The sequence below is a fragment of the Clostridium sp. MCC344 genome (assembly GCF_018785365.1).
Taxonomy (GTDB): domain Bacteria; phylum Bacillota; class Clostridia; order Lachnospirales; family Lachnospiraceae; genus Pilosibacter.
The window spans coordinates 95,505-112,184 of the sequence record NZ_WQPQ01000006.1; the positions used below are offsets into that span (position 1 = coordinate 95,505).

Annotated in this window: 14 protein-coding genes; 6 read left to right on the plus strand and 8 right to left on the minus strand. The window is 49.6% G+C overall.

What is annotated here, in order from left to right; all coding sequences use genetic code 11:
- Nucleotides 1-35 precede the first annotated feature (35 nt).
- Nucleotides 36-302, minus strand: coding sequence for a hypothetical protein (locus GPK90_RS01035; protein WP_215701924.1), 267 nt, complete (start codon nt 300-302; stop codon nt 36-38).
- 671 nt (nt 303-973) lie between these two features.
- Here GPK90_RS01035 and GPK90_RS01040 point away from each other — a divergent pair.
- The 4 genes from GPK90_RS01040 to glgB all read left to right on the plus strand — a co-directional run bounded on the left by GPK90_RS01040 (nt 974) and on the right by glgB (nt 4,998).
- Nucleotides 974-1,309 carry an ArsR/SmtB family transcription factor gene (locus tag GPK90_RS01040; RefSeq protein ID WP_118531285.1) on the plus strand — a complete coding sequence of 112 codons (336 nt, stop codon included), beginning with the start codon at nt 974-976 and terminating at the stop codon, nt 1,307-1,309.
- 174 nt (nt 1,310-1,483) lie between these two features.
- Entirely contained in the window at nt 1,484-1,714 is a 231-nt protein-coding gene (locus tag GPK90_RS01045) for a YaaL family protein (RefSeq protein WP_118297602.1), read from the plus strand.
- A 5-nt stretch (nt 1,715-1,719) separates the two neighbouring features.
- The gene (locus GPK90_RS01050; protein ID WP_215701925.1) at nt 1,720-3,057 is read left to right on the plus strand and encodes an alpha-amylase family glycosyl hydrolase; all 1,338 of its coding nucleotides are present in this window, start codon (nt 1,720-1,722) and stop codon (nt 3,055-3,057) included.
- A gap of 3 nt (nt 3,058-3,060) precedes the next feature.
- Nucleotides 3,061-4,998: a 1,4-alpha-glucan branching protein GlgB gene (glgB, locus tag GPK90_RS01055; protein ID WP_215701926.1), complete on the plus strand. Its 1,938-nt coding sequence runs from the start codon at nt 3,061-3,063 to the stop codon at nt 4,996-4,998.
- Nucleotides 4,999-5,184: 186 nt separating this feature from the next.
- Here the strand turns inward: glgB and GPK90_RS01060 are convergent, their stop codons facing one another.
- The 6 genes from GPK90_RS01060 to GPK90_RS01085 all read right to left on the minus strand — a co-directional run bounded on the left by GPK90_RS01060 (nt 5,185) and on the right by GPK90_RS01085 (nt 11,538).
- Nucleotides 5,185-5,544: a DUF1667 domain-containing protein gene (locus GPK90_RS01060; protein WP_118297605.1), complete on the minus strand. Its 360-nt coding sequence runs from the start codon at nt 5,542-5,544 to the stop codon at nt 5,185-5,187.
- Nucleotides 5,545-5,547: 3 nt separating this feature from the next.
- Nucleotides 5,548-6,816 carry an NAD(P)/FAD-dependent oxidoreductase gene (locus GPK90_RS01065; RefSeq protein WP_215701927.1) on the minus strand — a complete coding sequence of 423 codons (1,269 nt, stop codon included), beginning with the start codon at nt 6,814-6,816 and terminating at the stop codon, nt 5,548-5,550.
- Between the two features lie 17 nt (nt 6,817-6,833).
- The gene (locus tag GPK90_RS01070) at nt 6,834-8,270 is read right to left on the minus strand and encodes an NAD(P)/FAD-dependent oxidoreductase (protein ID WP_215701928.1); all 1,437 of its coding nucleotides are present in this window, start codon (nt 8,268-8,270) and stop codon (nt 6,834-6,836) included.
- 212 nt (nt 8,271-8,482) lie between these two features.
- On the minus strand, nt 8,483-9,196 hold the full coding sequence (locus tag GPK90_RS01075) for an MIP/aquaporin family protein (protein WP_118531273.1): 714 nt from the start codon (nt 9,194-9,196) through the stop codon (nt 8,483-8,485).
- Between the two features lie 187 nt (nt 9,197-9,383).
- Complete coding sequence (gene glpK, locus GPK90_RS01080) at nt 9,384-10,880, minus strand: glycerol kinase GlpK (RefSeq protein ID WP_215701929.1); 1,497 nt, start codon at nt 10,878-10,880, stop codon at nt 9,384-9,386.
- Nucleotides 10,881-10,968: 88 nt separating this feature from the next.
- A complete protein-coding gene (locus tag GPK90_RS01085; protein ID WP_346011189.1) occupies nt 10,969-11,538 on the minus strand; it encodes a glycerol-3-phosphate responsive antiterminator in 570 nt (189 codons plus the stop codon).
- Between the two features lie 675 nt (nt 11,539-12,213).
- Here GPK90_RS01085 and GPK90_RS01090 point away from each other — a divergent pair.
- Together GPK90_RS01090 and GPK90_RS01095 are read left to right on the plus strand one after the other, a co-directional pair.
- On the plus strand, nt 12,214-12,909 hold the full coding sequence (locus GPK90_RS01090) for a response regulator transcription factor (protein ID WP_015552872.1): 696 nt from the start codon (nt 12,214-12,216) through the stop codon (nt 12,907-12,909).
- An 11-nt stretch (nt 12,910-12,920) separates the two neighbouring features.
- Entirely contained in the window at nt 12,921-15,215 is a 2,295-nt protein-coding gene (locus GPK90_RS01095) for a HAMP domain-containing sensor histidine kinase (protein WP_142410703.1), read from the plus strand.
- A 219-nt stretch (nt 15,216-15,434) separates the two neighbouring features.
- On the opposite strand, the gene GPK90_RS01100 is transcribed toward GPK90_RS01095, so the two are convergent.
- Nucleotides 15,435-16,559, minus strand: coding sequence for a M20 family metallopeptidase (locus GPK90_RS01100; protein ID WP_118531267.1), 1,125 nt, complete (start codon nt 16,557-16,559; stop codon nt 15,435-15,437).
- Nucleotides 16,560-16,680: the final 121 nt, after the last annotated feature.

A 16,680-nucleotide genomic window follows, 5' to 3' on the forward strand; every position in this document is an offset into this window, starting at 1 on the left:
GGTTTCCCAGCCTTCAAGACTCGCGGTCCTGCCTGCTATCGGATCAGCAGAAACAGACAGTAGCCCGCGAACAGATACGGCCCCAGCCGCATAAGACTTTCCTTTTCAAAATATCCCTGATATTCCGTGATCTTTCCATTGATCCCGGACTCCACCGCAAACCGCGCGATCCTCTCTAACCGCAGCCAGACGGTTCCCTGTCTTGTCATCCTGCAGGCTGCAGATACAGCCGCGATCACAAATCCAAGACCTAAGATAAAGATCCCGTCCCAGAGTCCTGAAAATCCGACAATCAGCCCCATAAGCTTGATATCTCCCGCGCCGATCATCCGGCAGAGAAAAAAGAGATAAAACACAGCGCATGTCCCGGTAAACCGCAGAACGAAGACTCCCGCGGGAATGAGCACAGAGTTTATCTGTGTCTGTCCGTCCACTCTGTTGCCCATGCAGGCCGACACGATCCCGGCTGCGATCCCCAAAAAGCTCTGGATGTGAAAGATCTTTCCATACCTTCAGTCCGTCACGGCCGCAGACAGTAAAATCGTAAATAATATCATGACAGGATCATCTCCTTTCTCAAAAAGGTGAAGAATTCCCAGTACTTTTTCCATATAGATCCTTTGTGAAAATATCTTCACTGATGCCAGACTGGCGGTACTGGTCTTCGTAACATAAAAAGGATTTCATGCCCTGAAAACGGGCATCCGGCGAAGCTACCGGTCATACATCTGCTATTTAGAAATGAAGAACTCATCTCTGAATGTGCCACTATTATCTCTGAATTTTGAGCGAAAGTCAATTTCGTTTTCGTAAAATCAAGGTGACGTTTTTCGTCAATTTTCACCAAAAATTATTATGTCACCTTTCATTTTCCAGAAATGTTGAACAATTCATTGACGTGATTCATGAAAAATGGTAAAATGCAATTAAGTTTAAATTTTTAAACCAAAACCTTCAGGAAAGGAGAGAATTCATGACCTCAGACAATCTTCTGGGCGATATCTTCGAAGAGTGCATTCCTTTATTCATCGCGCTCGGAGACCGGACAAGACTCACGATCCTGCAGTGTCTCTTTGAGACGCAGACCACCGGCGAAAGCCGGATCCCCGGTTTGAACGTCAATGAGATCACAGACCGGACAAGTCTCTCCCGTCCGGCTGTCTCTCATCATTTAAAGATCTTAAAAGATACCGGCCTGATCGATGTTTTAAAAAAAGGCGTCTGCAATTACTACTATCTTACAAACAAAAGCGCCATCGATAAGCTCGGCCGCTTAAAGAAAGAGCTTGAAAAATATCCTGAATCCTGAATATTCCGGATGAATGGATCTCATACTACCAATTACAGGAACCACAGATCTTTCCGCGGACAGGCACGCCGTGCGGCAAACCGGTCTGCAGACAGGATCTGACAAAACAGGGGCGCAGCTGCCCGGATCTGGCAGCGATACGCGCCGGAAATAAAGGAATTGGAGTATGATACGATGTTTTTCTCTAAAAAATCAGCTTCCCAACAGGCATTCAGCCGGGAGACAAATGAACTGAAGCGCCAGATCGAACTCAGCAAAACGGCGATCCTATCCGCCCAGAACCAGTTCGAACAGGTCGTTGACCCGACTCTGGTCGACTGTTACATCTATGAGCTAAACGCTGCGCAGCTCCGGTATCAGTTCCTTCTCCGCCGCCTGAAAAAACGGGAGCTTCAGGAGGTCTGATAACCATGCATACCTGGTACGAACAGGCTGTCTTTTACCATATTTATCCCCTCGGACTTCTGGGGGCTGAGAAAACGAATACACTTACAAAAACCGCCCACCGACTCCGTGATCTTGAGACCTGGATCCCGCATATCCGCGCCTTAAACGGCTACGCGATCTATATCGGTCCGCTCTTCGAGTCATTCACACACGGCTACGACACAAGAGATTTCCGCCTTGTCGACAGGCGCCTGGGCACAAACGAGGATTTCGCCCATTTTGTGCAGCTCTGCCACGAAAACGGGATCCGCGTTGTGGTGGATGGTGTCTTCAACCATACCGGACGCGAATTTTTCGCCTTTCAGGATATCCGGGAAAAACGCGAAGCTTCCCCTTATAAAGACTGGTATCGCGGCGTCAATTTCGGTTGGGGAAGTCCTCTTGGCGATCCGTTCGGCTACGAAGCCTGGCAGGGGCATTTCGAACTTCCGTGTTTAAATTTATGGAATCCGGATGTCCGCCAGTATCTGTTTGACTCGATCCGCTTCTGGGTCGACAATTTTGATATCGACGGGATCCGTCTGGACTGCGCGAATGTCCTGGATTTCGGGTTCATGAAAGAGCTTCGTGAAAAAACTTCCGCCATGAAACCGGACTTCTGGCTCATGGGCGAGGTGATCCACGGCGAATACAGCCGCTGGGTCAATCCGGAAATGCTGCATTCCGTCACAAATTACGAGCTCCACAAAGCTCTCTACTCTGGTCACAACGACCACAACTACTTTGAGATTGCCCACAATGTGCGGCGCCTGGAGGCAGTCGGGAAATCGCTTTACACCTTCGTGGACAACCACGATGAGGACCGGATCGCAAGCAAGTTAAATCATCCGGCGAACCTCTTTCCGGTGTACCAGCTTCTCTTTACACTTCCGGGAATCCCTTCCATCTACTATGGAAGCGAGTGGAGGATCGAGGGAAAGCGCTCCAGAACATCCGATGAAGTCCTGCGCCCGGCGCTCACTTTATCCGGCATGAACGGAAAAGCTCCGGAACTTATTTCCCACATCGCGGCGCTCGGAAAGATCCATGCGGAACATGACGCGTTCCACAGTGGCTCTTATAAAGAACTTCTCCTCACCAACCAGCAGTATGCATTCAGCCGGTCCGGAGAACACGGCACTCTCATCTCCGCCGTCAATAATGATGAGCAGCCGGCATCCATCTCGATCCCGCTGCCATGCGCGGCTTCAGATGCCGTATCCCTGCTGCCCGGGGAAATCCCATTCTCCCTTGAAAACGGCAGACTTTCCGTCACGCTCCCGGCAAACGGCGGCGCGATCTTTAAACTTCAGGAGGTTTAAGTGATGACAAGAACAAAGAAAACCAAGGCTCCTGCCAAAACAAAAGAAATCGGTCTCGGTTTCATCACCGAACTGGACCGTTACCTCTTCGGTCAGGGGACTCATTATAAAATCTTTGAAAAACTCGGTGCTCATCAGAAAACACATAAAGGAAAAAGCGGCATGTATTTTGCCGTCTGGGCTCCGCACGCAAAAGCGGTCGGCGTTGTAGGCGATTTTAACGGCTGGGATCCGGATGCCGCACCAATGTCACCGTTAGCCGACTCGGGGATCTATGAGACATTTATTCCGGGCGTCGGCCTTGGAGAACTCTATAAATTTGCGATCACCACACAGGATGGAAAGATCCTGTTCAAAGCTGACCCGTATGCAGTCCACGCAGAATTCCGTCCGGGAACCGCTTCCATCACGGAAGACATCAGCGGTTTTAAATGGGAAGATGCAGGCTGGATGGACGCGAGAAAAAAAGCTGATCCTGTAAAATCCCCGATGGCGATCTACGAAGTTCATCTCGGCTCCTGGAGAAAGAAAGACCGCCCGCAGAAGGAAGGTTATTATACATATATGGAGGCAGCCCACGAGCTGGCCGACTATGTGAAGAAGATGGGCTACACCCATGTAGAGCTCATGGGAATTGCGGAACATCCTTATGACGGTTCCTGGGGCTACCAGGTCACCGGATACTACGCACCGACCTCCCGTTACGGCACTCCGAAGGAGTTCATGTACTTCGTAAACTACCTTCATAAAAAGGGCATCGGCGTGATCCTGGACTGGGTTCCGGCTCACTTCCCGAAAGACGCCCATGGACTTGCCGACTTTGACGGACAGCCGCTCTACGAGTACGCGGACCCGCGAAAGGGAGAACATCCGGACTGGGGCACAAAGGTCTTTGACTACAGTAAAAATGAGGTTAAAAACTTCCTGATCGCGAATGCCCTCTACTGGGTGGAAAACTTCCACGTCGACGGGCTTCGCGTGGATGCCGTTGCATCGATGCTGTACCTGGATTACGGCCGCAGCGATGGAAACTGGGTTCCGAATAAATACGGCGAGAACAAAAACCTCGAAGCGATCGAGTTCTTCCGCCACTTAAACAGCGTCCTGACCGGACATCTCACCGGCGCCATGATGATCGCCGAAGAGTCCACCGCGTGGCCGGGCGTCACAAAGGCACCGGAGGAAGGCGGCCTCGGCTTTACCTTCAAGTGGAACATGGGCTGGATGCACGATTTCCTGGAGTATATGAAACTCGACCCGTATTTCCGGAAATTCAACCACAACAAGATGACCTTCGGTATCACATACGCCACCAGTGAGAATTATATTTTAACCCTGTCTCACGATGAAGTTGTCCATCTGAAATGCTCAATGATCAACAAGATGCCTGGCTTAAACGGTGACAAGTTTGCGAACCTAAAGGCCGGATATACGTTTATGATGGGACATCCGGGCAAGAAGCTGCTCTTTATGGGACAGGATTTCGGTCAGTATCACGAGTGGGATGAGAAAGTCGCCCTCGACTGGTATCTCGCCGACGAGCCGCTCCACAAAGATCTGCAGAAGTATTATAGCGATCTGCTGCATGTATACCAGAAATATCCGGCATTATGGCAGCTCGATTCCGACTGGAACGGCTTCCAGTGGATCAACGCAAATGACGGCGACCGCAGCATCTTCAGTTTTATCCGCCGCGATGAGACCGGAAAGAAAAATCTCTTATTCATCATCAACTTCACTCCGGTTGCCCGTGACGATTACCGTGTAGGTGTTCCGAAATCCGGAACCTACTCGCTGATCCTGAATTCCGAACACGGACTTTATAAACGCGGAGAGCACGCGTTCTCCGTCCGCTCCAAAAAGAGCGAGTGCGATGGTCAGCCATACTCCTTCGCATATCCGCTGCCGGCGTATGGGGCTGCGATCTTTAAATTTAACTAAAATATCAGAAATTGTCTCACCTTCACAATGGTGAGACAATTTCTGACAAAAAAGGACCTCGCAAAATCCTGAATCATGGATCCGCGAGGTCCTTTTCCCAAAATACTGTCCATTTTCCATGAAAACCAACCGGACAGCACCTTGTTCATAACCCATACCATCTGCATTTACTGATCGCAATAAACCCTATTCCACATTCTTTGTCGCCACAACGTCCACTCCCGTTCCGGCAACATCCTTCAATATCACATCCCCGATGTGGACCGGAGCTGCGACCTCAACCGTCTTTAACGCTTTCACACAGTCGAAGATTTTTCCTTTCGGAATATCTTCCTTCGTCTTCACCGAAACCATATCGATGCTTCCGCCGGATACCCGCACAGTGGAAGTCACGATCCTCGTCGGATTTGTCACTTCTTTCCGCCCGTAGATCTCGCCGCGCTTGCAGGTATTCCCTGTCACGCTTACGACCTCACCGCCGTCCATCGTCACGACAAGAGGACAGCCCATCGGACATCCGATACATGTTAATCTTCTTTCCTCCATCGCCTATGCCTCCTCGATCTTGATCGTGATCGTCTTCAGATCCGGATACTTCAAAAGATCCGCTTTTTTAAGTTTCAGTTCTTCCATCTCACCCGGTGCTACGACCGGGCGTTTTCTGTGGATCACACGCTCATCGCCAAAGTACGCGCTCACATAGCAGTTCTTATACACACCGCCAACACGGAAACGGACCGTAAGTTCCTCGTCCATTCTCGCCGGATCGATGGTTCCCGGAACTGTGTAGCGCACGCCTTCGACCGGATTTAAGACGATCTCATGTCCACCGGCCGGACGGTTCTCGCCCTGTTTCACATAGGCCGCCGCATTCTTTCCGGCGATCGCCGCTTCCTCGGATACAAAATCTACGAGATCATGGACATGAAGTACATTTCCGCAGGCGAAAACTCCCTCAATATTCGTCTCAAGACTCTCATTGACCTTCGGTCCGGATGTCACCGGGTTCATGTCCACGCCCATTCCCCTGGATATCTCATTCTCCGGGATCAATCCGACGGAGAGAAGCAGCGTATCACAGCTGTATTCCTCTTCCGTTCCGGGAATCGGCTTTCCTTTTCCGTCTACCTGGGCCAGTGTAATTCCTTCCAGTCTCTCTTTTCCCTTGATGTCCACCACCGTATGGCTCAACTTTAACGGGATTCCATAATCATCGAGACACTGGACGATATTTCTCTTTAATCCGCCGGAATACGGCATCAGCTCCGCAACGACTTTGACCTTCGCGCCCTCAAGCGTCATTCGTCTCGCCATGATGAGTCCGATATCTCCGGAACCTAAGATCACAACTTCGCGTCCCGGCATATATCCCTCAATGTTTACAAGCCTCTGAGCCGTACCTGCAGAGAAGATTCCCGCCGGTCGATATCCGGGAATATTTAAAGCGCCTCTCGACCGCTCTCTGCATCCCATTGCGAGGATCACTGCCTTCGCCCGGATCTCAAAGAGACCTTCCTCCCGGTTCATGGCCGTCACGATCTTCTGCTCACTGATATCCATGACCATGGTATTCAGTTTATACTCGATATTTAATTCTTCTGCCTGTTTAATAAACCGTCCCGCGTACTCCGGACCCGTGAGTTCTTCCTTGAAGGTGTGGAGTCCAAAGCCGTTATGAATGCACTGGTTTAAGATTCCGCCTAACTCCCTGTCACGTTCCAGAATCAGAATACTCCCGATTCCGTTTTTCTTCGCGGAAACTGCAGCGGCAAGACCCGCCGGCCCGCCTCCGATGATCACAATATCATACGATTTCATGCTCTGACACCTCCCTTTTATAACGAATCCTTATTGATTCCCTTGACGATCTGCGAGTTTCCGCCGGATTTTGTGATCTCAAACATGCTCTTATGGCATTCTCTTGCAAGGATCTCCATAGTTCTCGGGGAACAGAAGCCTGCCTGGCAGCGCCCCATTCCGGCTCTCGTTCTGCGTTTTACTCCGTCTAAGGATTTTGCGCCTAAAGGTCTTCGGATCGCATCAATGATCTCACCTTCCGTGATCATCTCGCATCGGCAGATAATATTTCCGTACTCCGGTTTTTCCTTAATTAACTGGATCCGTTCTTCCTTGCTTAAAGTATTCGGGTTCAGAACGCCTTTTCTCGTCGCGATAAAGTTCTCTTTTTCCCTGAGATCCATCTTCTTTTTCAGGATATCCGCCACCATCTCACCGATCGCCGGGGAGCTTGTCAGACCCGGAGACTCGATTCCCGCACAGTCGATAAAGCCTTTCGCGTCCTCCAGCTCACCGATCAGGAATTCATGTCCATCCTCATGGGCACGGAGTCCTGCGAAGGAAGTGATCACCTGACGCATCGGGATGTTCTTCACATTCATCTCTGCCTTTGTGATAACCTCATTTAAGCCCTCTCTCGTCGTATTGGTTCCCTCTTTATTCTCAATATCGATCGCTGTCGGTCCCACCAACAGATTTCCGTGGACCGTCGGAGTCACGAGAACGCCTTTTCCGTATTTTCCGGGAAGAGCAAACACCGTATGGCTCACATGATTTCCGGCAGTTTTATCGAGCAGACAGTAATCTCCACGTCTTGGGGTGATATGGATCTTCTTGTTGCTTACCATATTGTGGAATTTGTCTGCGTAGACACCCGCCGCGTTCACGACATACCGCGTCTTATACGTGCCCTTGCTTGTCCGGATCTCCCAGCCGTCTTCCACCGGTCTTAAGTCGGTGACCTCCGTATCAAAATGGAATTCTACTCCATTTGCGTTGGCATTCTCCGCCATCGCGATATTTAAGTTAAACGGACATACGATTCCGCCCGTGGGCGCATAAAGAGCTGCGCATGCCTCATCGGAAATATTCGGCTCCATTGCCCGGAGTTCTTCCCGGTTTAAGATCCTGAGACCCGGAACTCCGTTTGTGATTCCTCTTTTATAAAGAGCTTCAAGCCCCGGCATCTCGTCTTCATGCAGGCAGACTACCAGTGAACCATTTCTCTTAAACGGAAAATCCAGGTCCTTCGACAGTTGTTCCATCATTTCATTTCCGCGTACATTGAGTTTTGCCATTAGGGAGCCTTCTGTCGCGTCATAGCCCGCGTGGACAATGGCGCTGTTCGCCTTGGAAGTACCGCAGCAGACATCCTCCTCTTTCTCCAGCACGCAGATTTTTGCCTGATAGCGCGACAATTCTCTCGCAGATGCTGCCCCGGCTACTCCTGCTCCGATTATGATCACATCATACATTTACCGTTCACTCCTTTACATCCTGTCTCTTTTAGAAGATTTCCGCCATATCCCACAACCTTGGGGAGCCGGCGGTGTCCGTCCTTGAGAAAAAAGAGCCCGCCAAGTAAACGCATACCCTTATGCGGTTATCCTGTCAGGCTCTCTCATCTCATGCCATAATTATCTGATTGTTAAGCTGTACTGCACCGGGCACAGCCTCTGTTTTTATCCTACCACGGGATCGCTCCATAAAGGAGAACCGCCACGATCGCGCCGATGATCGGTCCAACGATCGGAACTACAAGACCGTAAGAGAAGTTGGAATCGCCTTTGCCCTTGATCGGAAGGACTGCATGTGCAAGACGAGGTCCTAAGTCTCTTGCCGGGTTGATCGCGTAACCGGTAAGTCCGCCGAGGGACATACCTACGGAAACGATGATTCCGAATACGAAGAGTTTATCAACACCTGTGGAAAGTCCTGTTACATTGCCGATACCTTTGATCGCGAAAACGAGGATAAATGTACCGACTGCTTCGCTTAAAATGTTTAATCCAGTGTTCGGGATCGACGGACCTGTACAGAATACGCCAAGCTTTGTTCCCGGATCTTCTGTCGCATCAAACTGTCCCTTGAAGAGCAGATAAACGATCGATGCGCCGACAAATGCACCTGCCATCTGTGCGATCACATATCCGGGCACCATGGACCATGCGAAACTTCCGTCAACCGCAAGAGCGATCGTGAGCGCAGGGTTAAAGGACGCACCGGAAGCTTCTCCGAAGATAAATGCCGGTACCAGAACTGCAAGGCCCCATGCCAGTGTGATCTGGACAGCTCCTGCACCTTTCATTCCGGACTTGTTGAGGTTTACGTTTGCAACAACACCATCACCGAGGATGATAAGCATCATGGTTCCAAGAAACTCTGCAATATAAGGCAGCATAGAAAATCCCCCTTTTTGTTGTTTTAGGCATCTCCGGCTTTCGTTCCCCCCAAAAGCCGGAGACAGTTTTCTGTTTTTTCAAAACTTTCTGTTTTGTTTCAACAACTTTGAGTAATCATTCCATTCAAGTCCGTTCTCTGCAAGCCGCAATTCTTACCCGAAACCTTTTCCTCATTTTATATCTCGTTTAGTCTTCCTTCGCCCATCCGTAAGCGTATTTCACAGCCTTATTCCAGCCTTTGATCCGTTTTTCTCTCTCAGCGGCTTCGATCTTCGGCTCGAAGGTCTTATCGATCGCCCAGTTCTTGATGACGTCTTCCTTGCTGCTCCAGTAACCAACCGCGAGACCTGCAAGATAAGCGGCACCCATAGCTGTCGTCTCTACGCACTGCGGACGGTTCACCGGCGCGTTGATGATATCGGCCTGTGTCTGCATTAAGAAATCGTTGGCACTTGCGCCGCCGTCAACCTTAAGAGCCGCAAGCTCGATACCGGAATCTGCCTTCATCGCTTCCAGAACGTCGTTTACCTGGTATGCGAGGGATTCCAGAGTCGCGCGGATAATGTGGTACTTATTGACACCACGGGTGATTCCTACGATCGTTCCGCGCGCGTACTGATCCCAGTGCGGAGCTCCGAGACCTGTGAATGCCGGTACAACATAGCAGCCGTTCGTATCCTTTACTTTTTTCGCCATGTACTCGGAATCCGGTGCGGAATCGATAATTCTTAACTCATCGCGGAGCCACTGGATCGCAGCGCCTGCAACGAAGATAGAGCCCTCAAGAGCGTAGTTGACTTTTCCGTCTAAGCCCCATGCAATTGTTGTAACAAGACCATTCTTTGAGAAAATCGGCTTCTCACCGGTGTTCATTAACATGAAGCAGCCGGTTCCGTATGTATTCTTTGCCTCGCCAGGATTGAAGCAGGTCTGTCCGAACAGTGCGGACTGCTGGTCACCAGCAGCTCCTCCGATCGGGATCGGTCCGCCGAGGTAAGACGGATCTGTCTCGCCGTAAATGCAGCTTGACGGCTTCGGCTCCGGGAGAATACACTTCGGGATATCGAGTTCCGCTAAGATCTCATCATCCCACTGCAAAGTATTGATATTGAAGAGCATTGTACGGGACGCGTTGGAATAGTCTGTAACATGAACCGCGCCCTTTGTAAGTTTCCAGATCAGCCATGTCTCAACCGTACCGAATAACAGCTCACCCTTCTCTGCTTTTTCCCTTGCACCCGGCACATTGTCAAGCAGCCATTTTACCTTTGTTCCTGAGAAGTACGCATCAATCACGAGGCCTGTTTTCTCTCTGAACTTGTCGGTCAGGCCTTTTTCCTTTAAGGTGTCGCAGTATTCCGATGTTCTGCGGCACTGCCAGACGATCGCGTGATGGATCGGCTCTCCGGTATTCTTATCCCAGACGATCGTTGTCTCACGCTGGTTCGTGATACCGATGGCCGCGATATCCGCCGCGGTGGCACCGATCATATTCATTGCCTCTACGGCAACCCCCAGCATACTTGCCCAGATCTCGTCCGCATCGTGCTCTACCCAGCCCGGCTTCGGGAAGTACTGGGTAAACTCTCTCTGCGCTACACTGCACATCTCACCTTTTTCGTTGAACAGGATACATCTGTTGCTGGTTGTCCCCGCGTCGAGTGCCATTACATACTTTGCCATACCAATTCCTCCTTCAATATAGTTTTTCCCATGCTTTATCTCAACTGCCCTTTTCCCGGCGTTGAAACAGCTTGTGTTATCAGTCTATTCACAGCTTCCAGACTTCATGATTCGTAGATGAAACTGCCATCGCTCCTGCTGAGAGGGCGCTCATAACGGATTCTTTCTCGGAGATCAGTCCACCCGCGATGATCGGCGCTTTCGACACCTTACACATCTTTGAGATGACCTGCGGCATGATTCCCGGAAGAACCTCGATATAATCCGGCTTCACCTGATGCTGCTGCTGTCTTAAATTTTCATACGCCATGGAATCCAGTAAAAAGCACCTCTGGACCGTTATGAAAGTCAGTTCATTTCCCCTTCTGATCAGTGGGACCTTTGTACTAATGATCCCATCTGCCTCTGTCGACATTTTAATGAAGTCCACCACGATCTCCTTGCTGCTTAAGCCCACGATCAGGTCTACATGCACGATTGCGATCTTCCCAGCGTCCTTTAGGCGTTTTACGATCGCCCGGATCGTACAGATATCGCCGAACAGGACGAATACCACTCGGATCTCTTCCAGAGAACAGCAAAGTTCCAGATCATCCATGTTTTTGATCGCTGCGATGATCGGGTTTTCTTCCAGTGCCTGATAAAAATAATGTTTCACTAAACTTTTCTCCATTTCTCAAAAAGAAAAGGAGCGCACCAAGCAACAGCTAATCGTTAGCTGATTACATTTTGCTCTCCTATCACGGCTTCTTTTTTAAGTTAACTCAATCATAGCACATTGCACAATTATTATCAACCATTTCACGGCAAAATATATATTTTGTACAAACCTCACAAAATTTTCTATATTTTTTTATTGTTTTAACCTCTTGCGTGATTATTTGTCCCTCGCTTTCACAACATTATACACAAATTTTTGCGTTCATATTTTTTTACCTATGTCACTGCATCAAATCGCCGCGTCGTACCAAAAGCTTTTCTGAGCTGAAAATTCTGTACAATACAGTAACTCCTTTGTTACTTTTCATGGGTAGGAATTTTCTGAACTGAAAATTCCGTATGATACCGTTATGGCCGCGGATTTTGCCGATTCGGAATGCGAAGCATCGGCAAAATCCTGTTACAGTGCGCGGGCATAGAGTACCCGTGTACTGTAACACCCCTTTACATCTCTACATAAAAATTTAAGAACGTTCCTTATGTTTTTGCGTCATTTTTATGCTATACTGAATTATGATATATTTTTTCTTTGATTTGATTTTTTCGTAACTGGAAACATGGTCAGTTACGATTTTTCATCTTTTATTATGTCTGATATGAGGAGGAATCGATTATGCCAACCATTCTCGTCTGCGATGACGACAAACAGATCGTAGAAGCGATCAATATTTATCTGACCGGCGAAGGTTTCAATGTAATTAAGGCCTACGACGGCTATGAAGCTCTGGAGCTTCTGGAGAAGAATGAAGTAAACTTAATGATCGTGGATGTCATGATGCCGGGTCTCGACGGGATCCGCACCACACTTAAGGTCCGCGAGACCAGCAGTATCCCGATCATCATCCTCTCCGCGAAATCCGAGGATACCGATAAGATCTTAGGGTTAAACATCGGCGCTGACGACTACATTACAAAGCCGTTTAACCCATTAGAGCTCGTAGCCCGCGTGAAATCCCAGCTCCGCCGCTACACCCAGCTCGGCAATTTGAACCAGCAGGGCAGCTCCCAGGTCTACAAGTGCGGCGGACTGATGATCAACGATGAGAACAAGGAAGTTACCGTCGACGGAGAGCCGATCAAGCTGACACCCATCGAGTACAACATCCTGCTTCTTCTCGTGAAGAACGCGGGGAAGGTTTTCTCTATTGACCAAATTTACGAAAAAATCTGGAATGAAGACGCAATTGGTGCAGATAACACTGTTGCCGTCCACATCCGCCATATCCGCGAGAAAATCGAGATCAACCCGAAAGAACCCCGCTACTTAAAGGTAGTCTGGGGCGTCGGCTATAAGATCGAGAAGCAGTAAGGAGAGTCCAGATGGCAGAAAAAAAGACAAACTCATTTTTCAAGCGTCTCGTCGGCTTCCTTCACTTTCTCTTTGCCTGCGTGACACTCGTCGGAATCGGGTTCATGTATTTAAACAGCAACTACGGCCGGGGTCTCGACTGGATCAAGACGGAGACCTTTGAACAGTCCCCGGATTTCAGCAAAAAAGTCCAGGCAGATATCACAAATATCTTCGATTATGTCCAGTATCAGGATATTTTCGAGGTAAACGGTGAGGTCGACTACTCCCAGGTCGTCCTGGAAGTCACCACGGGACCTGGCGGTGAGAAATCCTACACTCTGGATGATATTATCCAGTACGGAAAATCCCTGGGCTACTACATGGACGAGTCCGACAACTACGCGTTAAAGGGCGGTCCGGAGACTCTGTCCGAGGAAGACCAGGAACAGGTCTATGTCCGCTACCGCTGCTACCAGTCTGAGGAAGACTTAACGAGCCCGGATCAGTCCTTCTCGACGATGCCGGACCTGACGTATGAGATCTTAAGGCGTTTCTCTTCCTACTACTCGATCTACTCGAGACTCATGAGCGACTTTACGAATCTCTATTTCCGCGTGGCGTACTACTCAAAAAATAATGCGATCTATGAGATCCATACCAACGCGCCGGAGATGTCCAACGATGACATTATGGCCATGGGAAGATATATCTACTATTCCGGAGACTCCAACGACCTTGCGGTCCGGACGAACTTCGAATCCAACTTTCCGAGTATCCCGGCGCTGATGTCGAAAAATAACCCGTACAACGGCAACAGCTACTATGTGGTCATCGGTCTCGACACATCCTATAAGGCGAACGATGACTATGCCCAGGCATATACCGCCTATAATAAGTCCCGCGTGAATTTCTCCAACGGACTTTATATTACGATCGCGGGACTTGCCGGTTCCCTCGTGACCTTCGCATTCCTGCTGTTCCTGTCCGGACATGCGTCGATCTCTGACCGGACCATCACGCTTTACCCATTTGACCGGACAAAAACGGATTTCATGCTGCTCCTGATGGCATTCGTGTCCTACCTCTGCATCCACATCATGGCGCCGGTGACATCAAAGCTCCTGCACCTGGTAGTGACATCAGATTACTGGGACCGCGCGAACCTGCTGGTGGCCTTCGGATACCTATATTTCTGCGTCATCCTGACCTTCTTCAGCCTGATCCGCAGATACAAGGCGGAAACCCTCTGGAAAAACAGCTTTCTGCATGATCTTACAGAAACACTCTCCGAGAGCACATTCCGCTACCGGATCACAATAGGCTTTGTGCTGTATCTTGCATACAACGTATTCATGATCACCGTGGGGGCATTCATGATCTTCCATCATGAAAATTCCGTATTCCAGTTCATGCCGTTCATCTTCGTGATGATCGCCTGGATCGCCGGAAACCTTCTGGTATTCTACTTTATCTACCGGAATGCGGACCAGACGGACAAGATCCATGCCGCCATCGAAAAACTCGCCTCCGGGGAGACGAGCTACAAGGTGGATGTCAATGATTTCTCGAGTCTGGAGGCGGAACTCGCCGAAGGACTGAACCGTATCAGTGACGGTCTGGAGACAGCTCTTGCCGAACAGGTAAAGAGCGAACGCCTGAAGGCCGACCTGATCACGAACGTGTCCCACGATATCAAGACACCGTTGACCTCCATCATCAACTATGTGGACCTCATCAAGCGCCAGCACATTGAAGACCCGACGGTTCAGAAATATCTGGAGGTTCTGGATCAGAAATCCCAGAGGTTAAAGACACTGACTGAGGATCTTGTGGAAGCTTCCCGCGCAAGCTCCGGAAATATCAAGCTGGAGATCACAAATATCGATTTCGTGGAACTTGTCCAGCAGACGACCGGAGAATTTGAGGAAAAATACGCGATCCGCCATCTGGAGATCGTCAACACACTTCCGAACGAGGTCATCATGATCGAGGCAGACGGGCGAAGGCTATGGCGTGTCCTTGAAAACCTCTATAATAACGCATTCAAGTACGCGTTAGAGGGAACCCGCGTCTACGTCACAATCGAGGACCATGGCGCCGACGTTGTGTTCACGATCAAGAATGTGTCCGCAAACCCGTTAAACATCAGCCCGGATGAGCTCACCGAGCGATTCGTCCGCGGTGACGTTTCCCGAACCACGGAGGGAAGCGGACTTGGACTTTCCATTGCGAAAGACCTGACAACTCTTCAGGGCGGAAAGTTCGAGCTGATCATCGATGGCGACCTGTTTAAGGCGCAGATCACGTTTCCGATCAAAAACTAAAATTGTTTTTTGCGCACCATAGCAGTTTCAGTTGTATGGTGCGCTTTTTTTCCATAACTTCTTATAAACAATGTATTTTCGTCACGTCTCAGGCAATAAAAAAGAATGTGTCTTTTTATGCAACAGGGAATTCCTCGGAATTTTCTGTTACATAAAATAGAGCGTACCACCTTTTTTAGGCAATACGCTCTCTGTTTATATCTTATGTATTGAAATCTCTCAGATCGTCAGCACAAACGAAGCCAGCATCGCGATCCTCGGAATATACTGGTCGATCAGGATGTACTCGTTTGCGGAGTGAGCCCCGTCACCGGCTGCGCCGAGACCGTCAAGGGTCGGGATACCCAGAGCAGACACCTCGTTTCCATCGCTGCCGCCGCCCACAAACTGATGGGAAAACTTAAGCCCGACCTTCTCGCCGCAGATCTTCGCCTTCTCAAAGAGCGCCATGTTCGCCTCCGTCTCCTCCATCGGCATCTTGCTGTCCCGTTCGATGACTTCCCTTGTGGTTCCCGGAACCGTCGTCCTGATCTCGTTGATCGCCTTGCGGATCCTGTCGCCCTCGGCGGCTGTCTTTACACGGCAGTCGATCTCGATCTCTGCCTCTGCCGGGACAACGTTCGGTTTTGTACCGCCGCTGCAAACGCCCACATTGACGGTAGTTCCAGCCTCGTAATCTGTCAGTTTCTGGATTGCGAGGATCTCATGCGCCAGTTCCTCGATGGCGTTGATCCCCTCTTTATGGGCATTTCCTGCATGGGATGCCTTTCCATGAATCCTTACGGTAAAACGGACAAGGCCTTTTCTTCCTGTCTTTAAATCTCCGTTCGCTGTACACGGCTCGCAGACAAGCGCCGCCTTCGCGTCCTTCGCAAGCTCACAAATGATATCGGTGGACTCAGCACTTCCGGTCTCCTCGTCACCATTAAAGATGAATTCCAGCCTCTTTCCCGGATCGATCCCAAGATCCTTATATGCCTTTACAGTCCAGATCGCGGAAATAAGTCCGCCTTTCATGTCATAAACACCCGGTCCGTGGAGCTCATTTCCTTCTGTATAATACTTCAGCGCACCGATGAGATGTACGGTGTCATAATGACCGATAAACAGGATCTTCTCCGTACCCTTTCCATACTGGAACCGCACCGGACAGTGTCCGTTCTCCGCTTCGTAGACAAAGCTGTCCTCTCCTGTGCGCTCCTTGATCAGCATGATCAGCTTTTCCCGCACCTTTGCCAGAGCCTCAATATCTGAAGTGCTGGCCTCTGTCAGGACTAGAGATTTTAAGTCCTCAAAGATCTCCGTCTCATGTTCTTTTAAGTAAGCAAGTATTTTCTGTTCCATGATTTCTGTCCTTTCTTCTGTAATTGATACTGTATGCCCTTCCGGCCAACCAGATCGATCCGTTTTCATTTTACATCAAATCTGAACCATCGGAACTATTTTTTCATATTTCATAAAATCT